The organism is Pseudomonas sp. UYEF17, assembly GCF_040546125.1.
GTDB lineage: Bacteria > Pseudomonadota > Gammaproteobacteria > Pseudomonadales > Pseudomonadaceae > Aquipseudomonas > Aquipseudomonas putida_Z.
Genome location: NZ_JBEPNE010000002.1, coordinates 332,299 through 346,006, shown reverse-complemented (window position 1 = coordinate 346,006; position 13,708 = coordinate 332,299). Strand labels below are relative to the sequence as shown.

At 62.5% G+C, this 13,708-nt stretch carries 19 protein-coding genes; 10 read left to right on the top strand and 9 right to left on the bottom strand.

Annotation, left to right across the window (positions count from 1 at the left end):
- Positions 1–17 precede the first annotated feature (17 nt).
- The 6 genes from ABIB24_RS04435 to ABIB24_RS04410 all read right to left on the bottom strand — a co-directional run bounded on the left by ABIB24_RS04435 (position 18) and on the right by ABIB24_RS04410 (position 3,422).
- The gene (locus tag ABIB24_RS04435) at positions 18–257 is read right to left on the bottom strand and encodes a BolA family protein (RefSeq protein ID WP_003255121.1); all 240 of its coding nucleotides are present in this window, start codon (positions 255–257) and stop codon (positions 18–20) included.
- 117 nt (positions 258–374) lie between these two features.
- Positions 375–677 (bottom strand): STAS domain-containing protein, encoded by a 303-nt coding sequence (locus ABIB24_RS04430; RefSeq protein WP_025337827.1) that lies wholly within the window; start codon positions 675–677, stop codon positions 375–377.
- Positions 674–1,321 carry an MlaC/ttg2D family ABC transporter substrate-binding protein gene (locus ABIB24_RS04425; RefSeq protein WP_025337826.1) on the bottom strand — a complete coding sequence of 216 codons (648 nt, stop codon included), beginning with the start codon at positions 1,319–1,321 and terminating at the stop codon, positions 674–676. Before ABIB24_RS04425 ends, ABIB24_RS04430 begins: the two co-directional genes overlap by 4 nt.
- Positions 1,322–1,330: 9 nt before the next feature.
- Complete coding sequence (gene mlaD, locus ABIB24_RS04420) at positions 1,331–1,816, bottom strand: outer membrane lipid asymmetry maintenance protein MlaD (RefSeq protein ID WP_003257921.1); 486 nt, start codon at positions 1,814–1,816, stop codon at positions 1,331–1,333.
- Positions 1,816–2,613, bottom strand: a complete 798-nt coding sequence (gene mlaE, locus ABIB24_RS04415) for a lipid asymmetry maintenance ABC transporter permease subunit MlaE (RefSeq protein WP_025337825.1) — start codon at positions 2,611–2,613, stop codon at positions 1,816–1,818. The genes mlaD and mlaE overlap by 1 nt, the downstream gene beginning before the upstream one ends.
- Positions 2,613–3,422, bottom strand: coding sequence for an ATP-binding cassette domain-containing protein (locus tag ABIB24_RS04410; RefSeq protein WP_012270662.1), 810 nt, complete (start codon positions 3,420–3,422; stop codon positions 2,613–2,615). Before ABIB24_RS04410 ends, mlaE begins: the two co-directional genes overlap by 1 nt.
- Positions 3,423–3,670: 248 nt before the next feature.
- On the opposite strand from ABIB24_RS04410, the gene ABIB24_RS04405 reads away from it, so the two are divergent.
- The 10 genes from ABIB24_RS04405 (at position 3,671) to ABIB24_RS04360 (ending at position 10,683) form a co-directional block, all read left to right on the top strand.
- On the top strand, positions 3,671–4,645 hold the full coding sequence (locus ABIB24_RS04405; RefSeq protein ID WP_003257920.1) for a KpsF/GutQ family sugar-phosphate isomerase: 975 nt from the start codon (positions 3,671–3,673) through the stop codon (positions 4,643–4,645).
- Positions 4,646–4,657: 12 nt separating this feature from the next.
- Complete coding sequence (locus ABIB24_RS04400; RefSeq protein ID WP_024086339.1) at positions 4,658–5,182, top strand: KdsC family phosphatase; 525 nt, start codon at positions 4,658–4,660, stop codon at positions 5,180–5,182.
- An 8-nt stretch (positions 5,183–5,190) separates the two neighbouring features.
- A complete protein-coding gene (gene lptC / locus ABIB24_RS04395) occupies positions 5,191–5,763 on the top strand; it encodes an LPS export ABC transporter periplasmic protein LptC (RefSeq protein WP_025337824.1) in 573 nt (190 codons plus the stop codon).
- Complete coding sequence (gene lptA / locus ABIB24_RS04390; RefSeq protein ID WP_015269063.1) at positions 5,750–6,274, top strand: lipopolysaccharide transport periplasmic protein LptA; 525 nt, start codon at positions 5,750–5,752, stop codon at positions 6,272–6,274. The genes lptC and lptA overlap by 14 nt, the downstream gene beginning before the upstream one ends.
- Positions 6,275–7,000: an LPS export ABC transporter ATP-binding protein gene (lptB, locus tag ABIB24_RS04385; protein WP_015269062.1), complete on the top strand. Its 726-nt coding sequence runs from the start codon at positions 6,275–6,277 to the stop codon at positions 6,998–7,000.
- Between the two features lie 175 nt (positions 7,001–7,175).
- Positions 7,176–8,669, top strand: coding sequence for an RNA polymerase factor sigma-54 (locus ABIB24_RS04380; protein WP_015269061.1), 1,494 nt, complete (start codon positions 7,176–7,178; stop codon positions 8,667–8,669).
- 79 nt (positions 8,670–8,748) lie between these two features.
- Positions 8,749–9,057, top strand: a complete 309-nt coding sequence (hpf, locus tag ABIB24_RS04375; protein ID WP_003255135.1) for a ribosome hibernation-promoting factor, HPF/YfiA family — start codon at positions 8,749–8,751, stop codon at positions 9,055–9,057.
- A gap of 12 nt (positions 9,058–9,069) precedes the next feature.
- Positions 9,070–9,534: a PTS IIA-like nitrogen regulatory protein PtsN gene (gene ptsN, locus ABIB24_RS04370; RefSeq protein ID WP_015269060.1), complete on the top strand. Its 465-nt coding sequence runs from the start codon at positions 9,070–9,072 to the stop codon at positions 9,532–9,534.
- Between the two features lie 2 nt (positions 9,535–9,536).
- The gene (rapZ, locus tag ABIB24_RS04365) at positions 9,537–10,391 is read left to right on the top strand and encodes an RNase adapter RapZ (protein ID WP_025337823.1); all 855 of its coding nucleotides are present in this window, start codon (positions 9,537–9,539) and stop codon (positions 10,389–10,391) included.
- Between the two features lie 19 nt (positions 10,392–10,410).
- The gene (locus ABIB24_RS04360; protein WP_023660775.1) at positions 10,411–10,683 is read left to right on the top strand and encodes an HPr family phosphocarrier protein; all 273 of its coding nucleotides are present in this window, start codon (positions 10,411–10,413) and stop codon (positions 10,681–10,683) included.
- Positions 10,684–11,047: 364 nt separating this feature from the next.
- Here ABIB24_RS04360 and ABIB24_RS04355 read toward each other — a convergent pair whose 3' ends face one another.
- The 3 genes from ABIB24_RS04355 to ABIB24_RS04345 all read right to left on the bottom strand — a co-directional run bounded on the left by ABIB24_RS04355 (position 11,048) and on the right by ABIB24_RS04345 (position 13,505).
- Positions 11,048–11,659 carry a superoxide dismutase gene (locus ABIB24_RS04355; protein ID WP_137163052.1) on the bottom strand — a complete coding sequence of 204 codons (612 nt, stop codon included), beginning with the start codon at positions 11,657–11,659 and terminating at the stop codon, positions 11,048–11,050.
- A 75-nt stretch (positions 11,660–11,734) separates the two neighbouring features.
- On the bottom strand, positions 11,735–13,111 hold the full coding sequence (locus ABIB24_RS04350; RefSeq protein WP_354316164.1) for a class II fumarate hydratase: 1,377 nt from the start codon (positions 13,109–13,111) through the stop codon (positions 11,735–11,737).
- Positions 13,104–13,505 carry a hypothetical protein gene (locus ABIB24_RS04345; RefSeq protein ID WP_025337819.1) on the bottom strand — a complete coding sequence of 134 codons (402 nt, stop codon included), beginning with the start codon at positions 13,503–13,505 and terminating at the stop codon, positions 13,104–13,106. Before ABIB24_RS04345 ends, ABIB24_RS04350 begins: the two co-directional genes overlap by 8 nt.
- Positions 13,506–13,708: the final 203 nt, after the last annotated feature.

The following is a 13,708-nucleotide window of genomic DNA, read 5'->3' as shown; positions in this document are numbered from 1 at the left end:
CTCGCCGCCACGTTGGCTCAGGTGCGCTCAGCCCAGGCTGCGCTGCTGAAAAATTTCATGGTTACCGCATGGATGCTGCCATTGGCGATCCACGGATTCAGGTGAGCATAGATCGCCTGCTGGCGTTTGACCGGGCTCAGGCCAGCCAACTCGTCGCTGATCACGTTCAACTGGAAGTTGCAGCCTTCGCCTTCAACTTCGACCCGGGAACCCGGCAATTTCTCTTCAAGGAAGCTTTTAACTTCTACGGCCTGCATGCTCAACCTCAATCGGCGCCCGATGCGCACGGGTCGGCCATCATACAAAAAAGCCCCTCGCCTGCGAAGCCCAACGAGGGCTTCGCTGACCGAGGGGCCATCATCCGTGCCAGGCCATCAGGTTGCCAGCACTTCATCGAGGTCATAAACCTCGGCAATTTCCCGCATGTCGTCGGGCATGCTGCGCACCTGGCAACCCTTGCCGGCGGCCTGGGCATCACGCATGAATGCCAGCAGCAACGACAGGCCGACACTGGTGGAGCGCTGCACTGCCGAGCAATCGAGCACCAACTGCGCCTCGCGGCAGGCCGCGATCAGCGCCTTGCCCTGCTTGCGCAGGGCCGGCCCGCTGCGGTAGTCCAGCACGCCGGCCAGGCGCAGCACGCCCGGCTCGGCCATGCTTACACCGGCCTCACTCATTTGACGGTCTTCTCTGGCGAGTTGTCGGCGGCCTGCTTGGCCTTGGCCACTTCGCCGGCCCAGCCGTCGATGGTCTTGTCCAGGTCGTTGCCATTACGCTGCATGGCGTCGGCGAACTGGTCGCGGAACAGCTTGCCGATGTTGATGCCGTTGACGATCACGTTACGCACCTTCCACTCGCCGCCGATGTTTTCCAGGGTGTACTGCACCGGATACACGGCACCGTTGTTGCCGGTGACCTTCATGCCAACGCTGGCGCGCTTGCCGTCATCAGCCTTGGCCGGGTCGACGGTGATGCCCTGGTTGTTGTACTCGAGCAGGGCATTGCCATAGAACTGCATCAGGCTGCGCTTGAAGTTTTCCTGGAAGCGCTGCATCTGCTCGGGGGTAGCCTTGCGCGAGTACTTGACGGTCATGATGCTTCTGGAAATACCGTCAGCGTCCACCACCGGGCCGAGGATGCGGTTCAGCGCATCGTAGAAGGCGTTGGGGTTGGACTTGTACTGTTCCTTGTTGGCCTTGAGGTCGCCCAGCAGTTCAGTGGTGGTGCCCTGAACCACATCGTGAGGCGTCTGCGCAGCCATGGTCAGCAGGGGGAAGGCCGCCAGCAGGACCAGCAGGCCACGTCGCAGGATGGAAATCATGGAAACTCCTTAATTAGCCGGTTGCGCTTCTTTCGGTTCCTTGCCAACGGAGTTGAGCAGGAACTTGCCAATCAGATCTTCCAGCACCAGCGCAGACTGGGTGTCGTGGATGGTCCCGCCGTCCTTGAGCACCTGGTCCTCACCGCCCACGCTGATGCCGATGTACTTCTCGCCAAGCAACCCGGCGGTCAGGATCGAGGCAGTGGAATCGGTCGGCAGGTTGTCCACCGACTTGTCCAGCTGCAGCGTCACCCGACCGGTGTAGGAATCACGGTCCAGATCGATGGCGGTAACCTTGCCGATGGTCACACCGGCCATGGTCACTTTAGCTCTGACCGTCAAACCGGCGATATTGTCGAAGTAGGCATAAACTTTATAGGTATCGCTGCTCGGGCTGGCCGACAGCCCGCTGACACGCAGGGCGAGCAGCAGCAGCGCCAGGATCCCGGCCAGGAGGAACAGGCCGACACCGATTTCCAGGGTGCGGTTTTGCATCAGAAATCTCCAAACATCAAGGCGGTCAGAATAAAGTCCAGACCCAGCACTGCCAACGAGGCATAGACCACGGTCTTGGTGGTGGCACGGCTGATCCCTTCTGAGGTGGGCTCACAGTCGTACCCCTGGAATACGGCGATCCAGGTCGTGACGAAGGCAAATACCAGGCTCTTGATCAGCCCGTTGAGCACGTCGTCGGTGAACGAAACACTGTTCTGCATGTTGGCCCAGAACGAGCCCTCGTAGACGCCCAGCCAGTCCACCGCCACCCACGAGCCACCCCAGATGCCGACCACGCTGAAGATCAGCGCCAGCAACGGCAACGAGATGAAACCGGCCCACAGGCGCGGCGCGACGATGTACTTGAGCGGGTCGACGCCGATCATTTCAAGGCTCGACAACTGCTCGGTGGACTTCATGTTGCCGATTTCTGCGGTCAGCGCCGAACCGGCACGGCCGGCGAACAGCAATGCCGTCACCACCGGGCCGAGCTCACGCAGCAGGGTCAGGGCAACCATCTGCCCCACTGCCTGCTCCGAGCCGTACTTGGTCAGGATGCTGAAGCCCTGCAGCGCCAGCACCATGCCGATGAACACGCCGGACACGACGATGATCGCCAACGACAGCACGCCCACCGAATACAGCTGCTTGACCAGCAGCTGGAAGCCGCCACCGATGCCGCCACGGCCGATCAGCGCATGGAACAGGAACAGACAGGAGCGCCCCAGCACCGCCAGCACGTCGATGGCCGAGCGCCCCAGCAGGCGGACACGTTCGAGTAAGGATTTTCTGCGCATCAACGCGCTCCCAGCAGGTCGGCGCGGTAGTCAGGCGCAGGGAAATGGAAAGGCACCGGGCCGTCCGGATCGCCCTTCATGAACTGGCGAATGCGCGGGTTGTCCGAGCCCATCAGCTCGTCAGGCGTCCCCTGGCCCAGCACCTGGCCATCACCTACCACATAGATGTAGTCGGCGATGCTGGCGGTTTCCGCCAGGTCATGGGAAACGACGATGCTGGTGATACCCAGGGCGTCGTTGAGCAGGCGGATCAGACGCACCAATACACCCATGGCGATCGGGTCCTGGCCGACGAACGGTTCATCGTACATGAGGATCTGCGGGTCCAGGGCAATCGCCCGGGCCAACGCCACACGGCGTTTCATGCCACCGGACAGCTCGTCGGGCATCAGGTCGATGGCACCGCGCAGCCCCACGGCCTGCAGCTTCATCAGCACGATATCGCGGATCATCTCGTCCGACAGCTGGGTGTGCACGCGCAGCGGGAACGCGACGTTCTCGAACACATCGAGATCGGTGAACAGCGCGCCGCTCTGGAACAGCACCCCCATTTGCTTGCGGGCGTCGAACAGGTCGCTGCGCGACAGCGTCGGCAGGTTTTGCCCGGCAACCCAGACCTCACCGCTGGAGGGGCGCAACTGCGCGCCCATCAGGCGGAGCAACGTGGTCTTTCCGCAACCCGATGGCCCCATGATACCGGTGACCTTGCCGCGCGGGATGCGAATGTCGACGTTGCTGAAAATGCTGCGCGAACCGCGTTTGAAGGTAACCCCCTTCAACTCGACCGCGTAGGCGCTATCCACACTCATCTAGACTCCTTGCTAGTGCAGCCTCGTCCTAATGGACGTCGGCCTCCATCTGGAAGGCACAAGCGCCCCTGGCAGGCCGAATAGCGGCGAACTATAGCACCGCTGACAGCGCCGCCCCAAGGTCGGCTAACGAGTCGTTCAGCCCTGCGACAGGCTGGCGAGACATTCACCACGGCAATCGAAAGCGTGAGGGTTTCTTTCATTGCAGCTATAATCGCCGCCTTTTCATCAGGCATTGCTTTTTCGACATGAGCCAATCCAGCGAGCTGATCCAATCCGCCCAACGCACCCTGCGCCTGGAACTCGAGGCCGTAGAGGCCCTGCTGGCGCGCATCGACGACAATTTCGTCAAGGCCTGCGAACTGATCCTGGCCAGCAAGGGCCGGGTCGTCGTGGTCGGCATGGGCAAGTCCGGGCACATCGGCAACAAGATCGCCGCCACCCTGGCCAGCACCGGCACGCCGGCGTTTTTCGTGCACCCGGCCGAAGCCAGCCATGGCGACATGGGCATGATCACCCGCGATGATGTCATCCTTGCCCTGTCGAATTCCGGCAGCACCGCCGAAATCGTCACCCTGCTGCCGCTGATCAAGCGCCTGGGCATCAAGCTGATCAGCCTGACCGGCAACCCGGACTCGCCCCTGGCCCAGGCTGCCGAGGTCAACCTCGACGCCCGCGTCGAGCAAGAGGCCTGCCCACTGAACCTGGCCCCCACCTCCTCCACCACCGCATCGCTGGTGCTGGGCGACGCGCTGGCCATTGCCCTGCTCGAAGCCCGCGGCTTCACCGCCGAGGACTTTGCCTTCTCGCACCCGGGTGGTGCACTGGGCCGCCGGCTGCTGCTCAAGGTGGAAAACGTGATGCACGCCGGCGACGAACTGCCCCAGGTGCCCCGCGGCACCCTGCTCAAGGACGCACTCCTTGAAATGTCCCGCAAAGGCCTGGGCATGACCGTGATCGTCGAAGCCGATGGCAAGCTGGCAGGGATCTTCACCGACGGCGACCTGCGCCGCAGCCTGGACCGCAACATCGACGTCCACACCACCCTGATCGACCAGGTAATGACCGTGCACGGCAAGACGGCCCGCGCCGAAATGCTCGCGGCCGAGGCCCTGAAGATCATGGAAGACCACAAGATCGGCGCCCTGGTGGTGGTGGACCGCGAGGACCGCCCCACCGGCGCCCTGAACATGCACGACCTGCTGCGCGCCGGCGTGATGTAAAGGAGCGATGGAATGAACCAGGACCTCATGCAACGCGGCAAGAACATCAAGCTGGCAGTGTTCGACGTGGACGGCGTGCTCACCGACGGGCGCCTGTACTTCCTCGAGGACGGCAGCGAGTTCAAGACCTTCAACACCCTCGACGGCCAGGGCATCAAGATGCTCATGGCCTCGGGCGTGACCACCGCGATCATCAGCGGGCGCAAGACCCCGGTGGTCGAGCGCCGGGCGAAGAACCTCGGCATCCCGCACCTGTACCAGGGCCGCGAGGACAAACTGGTGGTGCTGGACGGCCTGCTCGCCGAACTGGGCCTGAGCTATGCTCAAGTGGCCTACCTGGGCGACGACCTGCCCGACCTGCCGGTAATCCGCCGGGTCGCCCTGGGCATGGCGGTGGCCAACGCCGCGCCGTTCGTTCGCCAGCACGCCCATGGCGTGACCCAGGCACGTGGCGGCGAAGGCGCGGCCCGTGAATTCTGCGAACTGATCATGCAGGCCCAGGGCACCCTGGACGCTGCCAACGCCAACTACCTGTAAGGCTGCCCATGTTCAGCAAGAAAGCCCGCAACATTGCGCTGCTCGCGGTGATCGCCGCCCTGCTGGTGGCGATCGGCTACTGGAATGTCAGCCCGGAAAGCTTCCTCGACAAGCCGGTGACCCAGGTCGACGAAAGCGCCATCGACTACTATGCGGTCAACGCCCACAGTGTGCAGTTCCTGCCCGACGGCAAGCTGCAGTACGAAATGACCGCCGACAAGGTCGAACACCTCAAGGCCAGCGAAATCACCCTGCTGACCACGCCGGACCTGCACCTGTACCGCGGTACCGAATACCCGTGGCACGTGCAGAGCACCCGCGCCGAAGTCAACCCGGACGGCAGCGAAGTCGAACTGATCGACAACGTACGGGTCGCCCGCACCGACGAAAAGCAGCGCGAAATGATCATTACCAGCTCACGCATGACCGTGTTCCCGCAGAAGCAATATGCGCAGACCGAGCAAGCCGTTAGAATCGACGGCGCCGGTGGCACAACTACGGGCAAAGGAATGAAAGCGTATTTGAAAGAAGGCAAGATGGACTTGCTCTCTAACGTAAGAGGACAGTATGAGGCTCGTTAAAACCCTCCCCCTTTTGCTCAGCCTGAGCGCAGCACTGGGAAGCGCGAGCGCCCTCGCCCTGCCGAACGACCGTGACCAGCCTATCCGCATCCAGGCCGACAACGCCCACCTGGACGACAAGCAGGGCGTGGCCACCTACACCGGCGACGTGATCATCACCCAGGGTTCGATGATGATCAAAGGCAACACCGTGACCATCACCCGCTCCGCCTCCGGCGACATCGACGTGGTGACCTCGGTGGGCAACCTGGCCTACTTCGAGCAGCAGCAGAGCGCAGCCAAGCCAGACAAGATGAAAGGCTGGGCGGTGACCATCCAGTACCAGTCGCAGAAGGACATGGTGATCCTCACCGACCGCGCCAAGGTCGAGAACGAAGGCAACACCACCGAAGGCGAGAAGATCGTCTACAACACCCAGACCCAGGTGGCAACCGCCGGTCGCGGTGGCAACGTGACCTCGCCGCGTCAGCGTATCGACATGGTGATCCAGCCCAAGAAGAAGGCCGAGTAAATGGCAACCCTCAAAGCCCAGCACCTGGCCAAGAGCTACAAGGGGCGGCAAGTCGTACGTGACGTCAGCCTGTCTATCGACAGCGGCCAGATCGTCGGCCTACTCGGCCCCAACGGCGCCGGCAAGACCACCTGCTTCTACATGATCGTCGGCCTGGTCCAGGCCGATCAGGGGCGCGTGCTGATCGACAACCTCGATGTCAGCCACCAGCCCATGCACGGTCGCGCCCGCGCCGGCATCGGCTACCTGCCGCAGGAAGCCTCGATCTTCCGCAAGCTGTCGGTGGCCGACAACATCATGGCCATCCTCGAGACCCGCAAGGAACTCGATCGCGACGGCCGGCGCAAAGAGCTGGAAAGCCTGCTGCAGGAGTTCCACATCAGCCACATTCGCGACAACCTCGGCATGAGCCTGTCCGGTGGTGAGCGCCGCCGCGTGGAAATTGCCCGCGCGCTGGCGACCGCACCCAAGTTCATCCTGCTGGACGAACCGTTTGCCGGTGTCGACCCGATTTCGGTCGGCGACATCAAGCAGATCATCCATCACCTCAAGGCCAAGGGTATCGGTGTACTGATCACCGACCACAACGTGCGTGAGACCCTGGATATCTGCGAAACCGCCTATATCGTCAACGATGGCCGGCTGATCGCCGAAGGCGACGCCGAAACCATCCTGGCCAACGACCTGGTCAAAGAGGTTTACCTGGGCCACGAGTTCCGGCTCTGAGCCTGGCACGCGCCTGGAGTACTGGCAAATCGCCCTGAAACCCGGGGTAAAGTGTTACGGTGCTCTAGGCAAACGCTACAATTTAAGGCATAAAACTTGCTTGATCTGGCGCCCCGGCGCCCTCGTGTAGTGGATGGCGCATGCGCGCCGGCGAACAAGGTATTAAGCCCCAGCCATGAAACCATCGCTCGTCCTAAAAATGGGCCAGCAACTGACGATGACACCGCAGTTGCAACAGGCCATCCGCCTGCTCCAGCTCTCCACCCTGGACCTCCAACAGGAAATCCAGGAAGCGCTGGAGTCGAACCCGATGCTCGAACGTCAGGAAGACGGCGACGACTTCGACAACAGCGACCCGATGGCGGACAACGCCGAGAACAAGCCGGCCGCCGAAGTCCAGGACAACAGCTTCCAGGAAAGCACCACCAGTGCCGACACCCTGGAAGACGGCGAGTGGAGCGAGCGCATCCCCAACGAACTGCCGGTCGACACCGCCTGGGAAGACATCTACCAGACCAGTGCCAGCAGCCTGCCGAGCAACGACGACGACGAGTGGGACTTCACCACCCGCACATCGGCCGGCGAAAGCCTGCAAAGCCACCTGCTGTGGCAACTGAACCTGGCCCCGATGTCCGACACCGACCGCCTGATCGCCGTCACCCTGATCGACAGCATCAACGGCCAGGGCTATCTGGAAGACACCCTTGAGGAAATCTGCGCCGGTTTCGACCCGGAGCTGGATATCGAGCTGGACGAGGTCGAAGCGGTGCTGCACCGCATCCAGCAGTTCGAGCCAGCCGGCGTTGCCGCCCGCACCCTGGGCGAATGCCTGTTGCTGCAACTGCGCCAACTGCCCGCCAGCACCCCGTGGATGGCCGAAGCCAAGCGCCTGGTCACCGACTTCATCGACCTGCTCGGCAGCCGTGACTACAGCCAGCTGATGCGTCGCATGAAAATCAAGGAAGACGAGCTGCGCCAGGTCATCGAACTGGTACAAAGCCTCAACCCGCGCCCCGGCTCGCAGATCGAGTCCAGCGAGCCCGAGTACGTGGTGCCCGACGTCATCGTGCGCAAGGACAGCGACCGCTGGCTGGTGGAGCTGAACCAGGAGGCCATTCCGCGCCTGCGCGTCAACCCGCAGTACGCCGGTTTTGTGCGCCGGGCCGACACCAGCGCCGACAACACCTTCATGCGCAACCAGCTGCAGGAAGCACGCTGGTTCATCAAGAGCCTGCAAAGCCGCAACGAAACCCTGATGAAGGTGGCCACGCAGATCGTCGAGCACCAGCGCGGCTTCCTCGACCACGGCGACGAAGCGATGAAGCCGCTGGTACTGCATGACATCGCCGAAGCGGTGGGCATGCACGAGTCGACCATTTCGCGGGTAACCACGCAGAAATACATGCACACCCCGCGTGGCATCTACGAACTGAAATACTTTTTCTCAAGCCACGTCAGCACCTCCGAAGGCGGAGAATGCTCGTCTACGGCGATCCGCGCGATCATCAAGAAACTGGTTGCGGCGGAAAATCAGAAAAAGCCATTGAGTGACAGCAAGATCGCTGGTTTACTGGAGGCACAAGGCATCCAGGTAGCCCGTCGCACCGTCGCCAAGTACCGCGAGTCACTCGGCATCGCACCGTCGAGCGAGCGCAAGCGACTGATGTAGCCCCTGAGATGTGCCACAGCGTTTGTGGGGCAGGTGCAAGACCTGCCTCTTTATGCACGGGCAACAAAGGAGAAGCTGTATGCAAGTCAATATCAGTGGACAGCATGTAGAAGTCACCCAGCCACTGCGCGATTATGTGCTTGAAAAGCTCGCTCGCGTGGAAAGTCACTTCGACAAGATCACCAACGTGCAGGTCATCATGAAAGTCGAGAAGCTGCAGCAGAAGGTCGAGGCGACCTTGCAGATTCCCGGCGGCGAAGTGGTTGCCAACGCCGAACACGAAGACATGTATGCAGCGATCGACGCCTTGGCCGACAAGCTCGACCGCCAACTGAAAAAACACAAGGAAAAACAGCAAAGCCTGCTGCAAGGTGCAGCTGCCCGCTGATCCCCCTCATCCATGATCCGACTTGAAACCATCCTGACCCCCGGCCGTTCCCTCGTGAACGTGCCGGGCGGCAGCAAGAAGCGCGCCCTGGAAAAGGTCGCCACCGTCATCGCTGAACAAGTGCCCGAACTGGAGATGCAAGACGTCTTCGAAAAACTGGTCGCCCGGGAAAAACTCGGTTCGACCGGTTTCGGCAACGGCATCGCCATCCCGCACTGCCGGCTGGAAGGATGTTCCGCTCCGGTCAGCGCCCTGCTGCACCTGGAAGCCCCTATCGACTACGACGCCATCGATGGCGCGCCGGTGGACCTGCTGTTCGTCCTGCTGGTGCCTGAAGCCGCCACCGATGCCCATCTGGAATTGCTGCGCCAGATTGCCAGCATGCTCGATCGCAAGGAGGTCCGTGATCGCCTGCGTGCGGCCACCAGCAGCGAGGCCCTGTTCCAGGTTGTCCTGGACGTACAGAACGAGCACTGAACATGCGCCTGATCATCGTCAGCGGCCGGTCCGGCTCCGGCAAGAGCACCGCCCTCGATGTCCTGGAAGACAACGGTTTCTACTGCATTGACAACCTGCCCGCCGGGCTGCTGCCACAGCTGGCGGAAAATGCGCTGATCAATACCGAGTTGCTGCAACCCAAGGTCGCCGTGTCGATCGACGCGCGCAACCTGCCCAGCCACCTGACGCGTTTCCCCGAGTTGCTCGAAGAAGCCCGCGCCCGGCATATCCAGTGCGACGTGCTGTACCTGGATGCCGACGAAGACGTACTGCTCAAGCGCTTCTCGGAAACCCGCCGACGCCACCCGCTGACCAACGCCGACCGCTCGCTTGCGGAAGCGATTCGGGTGGAAAGCGAATTGCTTGGGCCGATTGCAGACCTGGCCGACCTGAAGATCGATACCACCAGCCTGAACCTTTACCAGCTGCGTGATTCGATCAAGCTGCGCCTGCTCAACCAGCCCGAGCCTGGCACCGCGTTCCTGGTCGAGTCGTTCGGTTTCAAGCGCGGAATGCCGGTAGATGCCGACCTGGTGTTCGATGTGCGCTGCCTGCCCAACCCCTACTGGAAACCCGAGCTGCGTGAGCATTCCGGCCTCGACCAACCGGTAATCGACTACCTGGCCGCACAGCCGGATGTCGAAGAGATGTTCAACGACATTTCCAGCTACCTGCTCAAGTGGCTGCCCCGCTTCGCCGCCAGCAACCGTGCCTACGTCACCATTGCCATTGGCTGCACGGGCGGCCACCACCGCTCGGTGTACATTACCGAACGCCTTGGCCAGCTGCTGCAGCAATCCCTGAAAAACGTCCAGGTCCGCCACCGCGACCTCTAGCCCAAGGATCCGCCCCACGATGCCCGCCCGTGAAATCACCATCATCAACAAGCTGGGTCTGCATGCCCGGGCGGCAGCCAAGTTCGTCGGCGTTGCCGGCCGCTTCCCCTGCCAGGTCAGGGTTGGCCGTGCGCCGGACAAGCTGGTGGATGGCAAGAGCATCATGGCGGTGATGATGCTGGCGGCCGGCAAAGGCACCCAGGTGCACCTGCATACCGAAGGCGAGCAGGACGTTGATGCCATGGATGCGCTGGTCGAGCTGATCAACAACTTCTTCGACGAAGGCGAATGAAACTCGCTGGCTCATTCGCAAGCGGTACGCGTACCCTGTGGGAGCGGCTTTAGCCGCGAAGAATCCAACGCGGTGCATGGCACCGGCTGCGCCGGTGTTCGCGGCTAAAGCCGCTCCCACAGAGTCCCCGCCAATTCAATGAGTTATGTGCCGCTCCCACAGCGAAGCCGGTGAACACCCCATCATCCGGCGCAAACCGATGCACAGCCCCAAGCTGGCCAGGCCAGGTCCAACCAGGCGAAGCCGCGCGCCAATAGTAATGCAGTGCCTGCCAGCAACAGCAAAGTCCCAAGCGCCAGGCGAAACAGGCGAAACAGGCGCACACGGCTGACATACATCATCTGGGAGCGCATACCGGGGAGACTCACTTCAGGGTTTCGAGGTAGCGGCGCTCCACTTCCGCCCAGTCAATGACGTTGTAGAAAGCACCGATGTATTCCGGACGACGGTTCTGGTACTTCAGGTAGTAGGCATGCTCCCACACGTCCAGGCCGAGGATTGGCGTGTTGCCGTGCATCAGCGGGCTGTCCTGGTTGCCGCTGCTTTCCACTACCAGGGTTTTCTGCGGGGTCACGCTGAGCCAGGCCCAGCCACTGCCGAAGCGGGTCAGCGCAGCCTTGGTGAAGGCCTCCTTGAAGGCATCGAAGCCGCCCAGTTGGGCGTCGATGGCCTGCGCCAGAGCGCCCTGCGGCTCTCCCCCGCCCTGCGGTGACATCACGGTCCAGAACAGGCTGTGGTTGGCGTGGCCGCCGCCATGGTTGGTCACCGCACCACGCAGGTTTTCCGGCAGTTGCCCGACCGCGCCGAGCAGTTTTTCCACCGGCCACCCAGCCCACTCGGTGCCTTCGATGGCGGCGTTGAGGCCATTGACGTAGGTCTGGTGGTGCTTGGTGTGGTGGATTTCCATGGTCTGCGCGTCGATGTGCGGTTCCAGCGCAGCGTAGGCGTAAGGCAGTGCAGGCAAGGTATGGGGCATATCAGTGCATTCCGTAGGCATGGGTTGGGCGATGACCAATGCGGCCACCGCTGGCGCTTGGGCCGTGACTCAGTGTCAGATACCACCGGCGGTGAGCTTCTCCGGGTCCAGCAGCGCTTCTAGCTGGTCACGCGACAGGTCGGTGTGCTCCAGCGCCACGTCGATGATCGGACGGCCCTGCTTGTAGGCGGTCTTGGCGATTTCAGCGGCCTTGAGGTAGCCGATGATCGGGTTCAGCGCCGTGACCAGAATCGGGTTGCGTGCCAGGGCTTCCTTGAGCTTGCTTTCGTTGACCTTGAAGCTGGCGATGGCCTTGTCGGCCAGCAGGCGGCTGACGTTGGCCATCAGCTCGATGCTCTCCAGCAGGTTGCGGGTGATCACCGGCAGCATTACGTTCAGCTCGAAGTTGCCGGACTGGCCGGCGATGGCGATGGTGGCGTCATTGCCGATCACCTGGGCGGCGACCATGGCGGTGGCCTCCGGAATCACCGGGTTGACCTTGCCCGGCATGATCGAAGAGCCCGGCTGCAGGCCTTGCAGCTCGATTTCGCCCAGCCCGGCCAGCGGGCCAGAGTTCATCCAGCGCAGGTCGTTGGCGATCTTCATCAGCGCCACGGCGGCAGTCTTGAGCTGGCCGGACAGGGCCACCGCGGTGTCCTGCGAGCCGATCAGGGCGAACAGGTTCTGCCCGGGGGTGAACTCGACCTGGGTCAGGCCGCTGAGCTGGCTGGCGAAACCGGCAGCGAACTGTGGGTGGGCGTTGATGCCGGTGCCCACGGCGGTGCCACCCTGGGCCAGCGCCTGCAGGCTCGGCAGGGTCGCTTCGATGTGTGCCTTGGCGCCATTGATCTGCGCCGCCCAGCCATCCAGCACCTGGCTCATGCGCACTGGCATGGCGTCCATCAGGTGGGTGCGGCCGGTCTTCACGTGCTGATGCACCTGTGCCGACTTGGCCTCGATCACCTGTACCAGGTGCGCCAGGGCTGGCAGCAGTTGCTCGTGCAGGGCCAGGGCGGCGCTGACGTGAATGGTGGTCGGGATGATGTCGTTGCTGCTCTGGCCGCAGTTGACGTGGTCGTTGGCGTTGACGGCCTCACCCAGCACGCGGCTGGCCAGAGTCGCGATCACCTCGTTGGCGTTCATGTTCGAGCTGGTGCCGGAGCCGGTCTGGAACACATCCACCGGGAAATGCTGGATGAAGTCACCCGCCAGCAGTTGCTCGACTGCCGTTACGATGGCCTGGCCCTGCGCGGTCGACAGCTGTTCCAGTTCGACGTTGGCCTTGGCCGCGGCAGCCTTGGCCAGCAGCAGCGCACGAATGAACTGGGCCGGCATGCGCTGGCCGCTGATCGGGAAGTTGTCGACCGCGCGCTGGGTCTGGGCACCGTACAGGGCCTGGGCCGGCACCTGCAGTTCGCCCATGCTGTCACGCTCGATACGGGTATCACTCATCATCAAATCCTTGCATCAGTTCATCGGGAGAAATCGACGGCAGCAGGCGGCAATTGGCCAACTGCAGGGCGTAGGGCTGCCAGCGCTGGTTCTGGGCCTCGCGGTCGAGGTTGCGCAGGTCCAGCAGCGGGCGCCAGGCCTGGTCCAGGCACAGGCAGCGCCAATGCCAGGGCAGCATGCGGTCGCAGGCGGTATCCAGCAGCAGGCGGAAGGAGGTCAGCGCCACCGTCCATGGCGAGGTCTCGGTGCAGCACACCAGGTAACGGCCTTCAGCCAGGTAATGCTCGATAAGGCGCGGCTCGTCGGGCTCGAGCGCACAGCGGATGCGTCGGCTGAGCCAGCGCCAGTTTTCCAGGTAGGGCAGTTCGCGGAGGACGGGTTTCATGAACATCATCGCCGGGTTACTGGATAATGATATTCATTATTAAGTGATAAACAGAATCACTTCAAGAGAAAGGTGATGAAACAAAAAACCCGGCGTGGGGCCGGGTCTTCGGTTTCATTGAGAATTCTCTATAGCCTGCACCGGCCTCTTCGCGGGTAAACCCGCTCCCACAGGTACTGCATCAGACTTGAGCCTTGTGCGATTCTTGTGGG